Genomic DNA, 4,341 nt, shown 5'->3' with positions numbered 1-4,341 from the left:
TTAAGCCTTGATACTAGGAACCGCCGTATACGGAACCGTACGTACGGTGGTGTGGGAGGACGGCATGGGAACTAATCCCATGCCTCCTACCCGATTGCGGGCGAACAACAGTAGCATAACGTTTGCTAAATAAGGCTATTAATTAACTCGTGGACCTCGTCAGGTTTCCATCGCCAACGGAAAGGTACGGGGTCTACGTTGGTTTCTTCGATCCACTTTGCAATGTGATCTCTCAGCTCCTCCTTCGAATTGACACGAAGACCGCGCAAGCTTTGGCGTGCCATCTTACTGAAGAAGGCCTCAATGAGATTGAGCCACGATGCATGCTTCGGTGTGAAGATGAACTGAAAGCGGCCTTTCCTCGTGTCAAGGTAAGCGCGCGTCTCTTTCGACGTGTGGATCGAATGATTATCCAACACAATGAAGATCTTGCATTCTTTGGCATACGTTTCATCAATCATTTTGAGGAAGTCGACAAAGTCTGAGCTCTTGTGACGTTCTCGGATCAGACTGTGTACTTTGCCCGTGATCAGATCGATGCCGGCAAGCAGAGAAAGCGTTCCGTGGCGGCGATATTCGTAGTCACGACGCGTGAAACCCTTCCCGGGTTGCGGCGACCGATCAGAATGAATGTTCCCAATAGATTGAATTCCCGGCTTCTCGTCATAAGAAATATAGACGGTGCCGTTCGGTTGCGATGACCCCTCAAGCGTGTCGACGAAGCGAAGGTCAATCTCTACGCGCTTGTAGAGAAGAAGGACTTCCTGCGCTTTAGCTTCAAAATCAGGGTCCTTTTTCTCCAGGTAATAGCGGATACGGTGCGGCTTGATCTCTCCTTCTTCGAGAATTGTCCAGATCGTAGACTTGGAGGCTTTTCCAAGAGAGTCCCCAAAGTGGCGTTCCTCCGCATGCTTGCGTACGTAGACCGAAAGAGTCTCCATCGACCAAAGCGCTTGCATCGGTCCATCCGGCAAATCCTTCGGCGGTGTGCAGGCCAGAGAACGTACCCAAGTACGCGCATCATCACTGATCGTTGCCGGGCGTCCGCTGCGCTTGAGATCCTCCAAGGCCATCATTGGACCGATCTGTAATGCCTTCCGCAGAAAACGGGCGACCGCGCTTACTGAAAGCTTAGCTTCCTCTGCAAGCTCCTTTTGGGGCTTTCCGCTGGCCGCGCCTAGCAGAATTCGGGCGCGTTGCACTTGGCGATGCTCCGCCGTGCGTGAATTGGCGATCTGAGTCAGTGAGGCAACTTGTTCTGGAGTGAGGGTTAGAGGGGTAACGATGGGGCGGCCGCGAGGCATGAGGAGGCTCCGGTAGATGAGGACCTCCAATTATACCAGAATCGGCAATTTAATGGCTATATTTACAGAACGTTATATTAGTATGTGCAGTATAAACCCGAGTTTGACAATGTTGGCAATCTGCTACGGCTTTCAATTTAACCTGTAAAATAGTAAATTATTTATTTTAAATTTAATTAAAATTAAAGGGAAAAGATAATCATTCAAATAATCTTACCGACGCGCCAGCATCTCCTCATGCGCCTTCATGCCGATGAGCGATCCGGATGGCATCGGTCTCGGAAAAAGCTTCGCCACGATGGGGGTGAGAAGCTCGGCATAGTCGGACGCACTGATGCCGGCTGCGCCGCTGCCGCTCGCCGAGAGCGAGAGAAACTGCTTCGCATCCCCGAGCTTCGTTTCAATAACCTTCCGAAGATCCATGGACGGACGGATGAAGAAAACCGCATTGTTCGTGCGAAGAACCGGTGCCGACGGGCGCCCGGCTTCGGCAGAGAGAACGAGTGCGTTGATGACGGTTTGCAGAATATCCTTCGTGCGCATGGCTTCCGCCCAACGCAGGGGATCCTCGGACCGGTCTCCCTTCGATTTGTATTCGAGCGCAATGAGACCGGACGAGAGTTCAATCACGGCATCGGGCTGCGCAAAAAGGTCGCCCGAGGAGAAGGTTTCCCTGTCGGACTCGGTAATCAGGAGCTTGCCGCTTCCCTGAGGAAGGAACGGCACCAGGCGAAGCGTCACATCGTCCCAGCGGGATACGTCTTCCGGATCAAAGAAGACGGCTTCGATGTCGGCGCCGCAGAGATCCGCGTGCGCCAAGGAAAGTCCCACGCGCCTTTCGAAGGGAAGCGTGAGAAGGAAGTTCGCTCTCCCGAAAGGATCCGGAAGCTTCGGCGTTATCGGAGCGGAAGCAAAGGGGGCAGGCTGGGGAGGTTCAGGAGCGGATTCCGCTGCCGGAGCCGATGCAACTGCAGGCTCGGCCTGAGGCTTCTCTTCCGTCTTCAAGTCTCTTTCAGGAGCTGCAGGTTCAGGGGCGCTTCCAGGCATCATGGGTTCAGCAGCTTCCGTAATGTCCGGGCCCTGGGCACGCAGGCGCGCGAGTGCGATCGGCGCCTTCAGCGACCGGCGGTCGAAGCTTTCAAGAGGATCCCCGGCAGAGCCGGAAGTCTCTTCCGGCGTTTTTTCCTGAAGCGCATCTTCTGACGGCTGAACAGCAAGCGGGCTCTTCTTCTTAAAGAGCGATGCAATAAAGAAGATGAGTCCCGTGATCAGAAAGCTCGCAAGCACGAAGGCCGCCGCCGCGAGGATCAGAAGTCCCGCGGGGGTTTGTGCGAAGTCGAGAAGCTCTTGCCAGAGTGCCTGCATGCCTTAATCCTTGTGTTACCGTCAGGAGCGGTTTGAAGACGGGCGCTTCTTTCTGAGGGGCTTTTCCCCCTGAGGCTTGCCGCGGGAGAGATTCTGCCCCATGCCTTTGCGGGCAGCGTTCCTGGGCGCATAACGGGGCGCCTGTTTTCTTCCGGGTTCAGCAAGAAACGCAAAGACGCAGGGGATTTTGGGGAGCGTGCGTTCCTCTTCCGTTGCCTTCTTCCATTCGGCAACTGTCTTCGTGCGGATGCTTTCGGTTTCTCCCGTAATGTCGAGCGCTACGGTTAGGCGCGTCGTAGGAGAGAGCGTCTCAATGAGTCCGGCGAGGAAGGCCGTGTTTCGGTAGGGCGTTTCGATGCAGAGCTGCGTTTCGCTCGCCCGGCTTGCGGCTTCAGCCGCAAGAATCGCGGCACGTCGCTCATCCTCATGAATCGGGAGGTACCCGAGGAAGCGGAAGCGCTGCCCGTCAAGCCCAGAAGCCATGAGGGTGAGAAGAAGCGAGCTCGGGCCCGTGAGCGGCACGATGCGGATTCCGAGTTCGTGCGCGCGCTGAACAATCTGCGCTCCCGGGTCGGCGATGCCGGGGCAACCCGACTCGGAAATAATCCCGGCGCTTCTTCCTTCAACGACGGGCGCGAGCCAGGCGTCGATTTTCCCTGCCTCCGGATCGTGCCCGATCTCCTCAATGGTGAGAGTCGAAATGGGCTGGGGATGTCCCATGCTCTTCAATGTCCCCCGGGCCGTCCGGGCAGCTTCAACGAGGAAGTAGTCGAGCGACCGCGCGACCTCGAGCGTGCGCTGAGGAATGGTTTCCGCTGGCGCACTCGAGCTGATCGGACAGGGAATGAGGTAGAGCGTTCCGGACATGAAAATACGCCTTTGAGCGAAGGAGAAGAACGGCTTCCCGGGGAGTCGCGAGCTGACGGATCAGCCTTCAAGAATCCCGGGTAGGACCTCAATGCCGGCTTCAGCAAGGAGGGTCGTGAGCTTCATGAGCGGGAGCCCGATCAGAGAGGTCGGGTCGTCGGATTCGACGGAAGCCATGAGCGCAATGCCGAGCTTTTCGATCTTGGCCGAACCCGCGCAGTCGAAGGGCTTCTCGCGGTCGACATAGGCTTCGATCGTTTCACGGGAGAGCTTCCGCATGCGGATCGTGGTGAGGCTTTCGAGCTTCTTCGCATTCCCTTCGGCGTCGATCACGCAGAGGGCGGTGGCGAAGACAACGGTATTCCCCTGCATGCGGGAAAGCTGCTCGATCGCGCGTTCGCGGGTATGGGGTTTGCCGAGCTTTTCGCCCAAAAGATTAGCCGTCTGGTCCGACCCGATCACGACGGATCCGGGGTGCTTCTCCCAGATGGCGCGGGCCTTCATTTCGGAGAGGCGAAGCGCGGTTTCGCGGGGCGTTTCTCCAGGAAGAGACGATTCATCAATGTCGGGGCTTTCAGTAAGATAGGGAAGGCCGAGACGGTCGAGGAGCTCGCGGCGGTAGCGGGAGCTCGAGGCAAGAATGAGCTGTTTGGTCATAGTGGCTCAATTCTAGCGGCGCTCTCCTGTGCTTTCTTAGGTGCGTGTCTTTTATTAACAAAGGTATTTAATAGTTGACGGATGGTGCTGTGTGGCGCTTGGGGTCAGGCCGCCTGTGCATAGAGGGTACTCTCATTCGTAAAACAGG

4 protein-coding genes are annotated in these 4,341 nt (G+C 56.4%); all 4 read right to left on the bottom strand.

Annotated features, from left to right (window positions below):
- Positions 1–125: 125 nt before the first annotated feature.
- Positions 126–1,304: an IS630 family transposase gene (locus GBM95_RS11170; protein ID WP_152159166.1), complete on the bottom strand. Its 1,179-nt coding sequence runs from the start codon at positions 1,302–1,304 to the stop codon at positions 126–128.
- A gap of 213 nt (positions 1,305–1,517) precedes the next feature.
- The gene (locus GBM95_RS11165) at positions 1,518–2,669 is read right to left on the bottom strand and encodes a hypothetical protein (RefSeq protein ID WP_152159165.1); all 1,152 of its coding nucleotides are present in this window, start codon (positions 2,667–2,669) and stop codon (positions 1,518–1,520) included.
- Positions 2,670–2,690: 21 nt separating this feature from the next.
- Complete coding sequence (locus tag GBM95_RS11160) at positions 2,691–3,536, bottom strand: SAM-dependent methyltransferase (RefSeq protein ID WP_226963299.1); 846 nt, start codon at positions 3,534–3,536, stop codon at positions 2,691–2,693.
- A 60-nt stretch (positions 3,537–3,596) separates the two neighbouring features.
- A complete protein-coding gene (locus tag GBM95_RS11155) occupies positions 3,597–4,193 on the bottom strand; it encodes a Maf family protein (protein ID WP_152159164.1) in 597 nt (198 codons plus the stop codon).
- Positions 4,194–4,341 lie beyond the last annotated feature (148 nt).

Origin of the sequence: Sutterella seckii (genome assembly GCF_009183815.1) — a bacterium.
In the GTDB taxonomy this organism is placed as follows: domain Bacteria; phylum Pseudomonadota; class Gammaproteobacteria; order Burkholderiales; family Burkholderiaceae_F; genus Sutterella; species Sutterella seckii.
This window is presented reverse-complemented; position numbering and strand designations above follow the sequence as displayed.

Coding starts and splice junctions, on each gene's coding strand:
- GBM95_RS11170 (WP_152159166.1), bottom strand. CDS start 1,304: ATGCCTCGCGGCCGCCCCATCGTTACCCCTCTAACCCTCACTCCAGAA.
- GBM95_RS11165 (WP_152159165.1), bottom strand. CDS start 2,669: ATGCAGGCACTCTGGCAAGAGCTTCTCGACTTCGCACAAACCCCCGCG.
- GBM95_RS11155 (WP_152159164.1), bottom strand. CDS start 4,193: ATGACCAAACAGCTCATTCTTGCCTCGAGCTCCCGCTACCGCCGCGAG.
- GBM95_RS11160 (WP_226963299.1), bottom strand. CDS start 3,536: ATGTCCGGAACGCTCTACCTCATTCCCTGTCCGATCAGCTCGAGTGCG.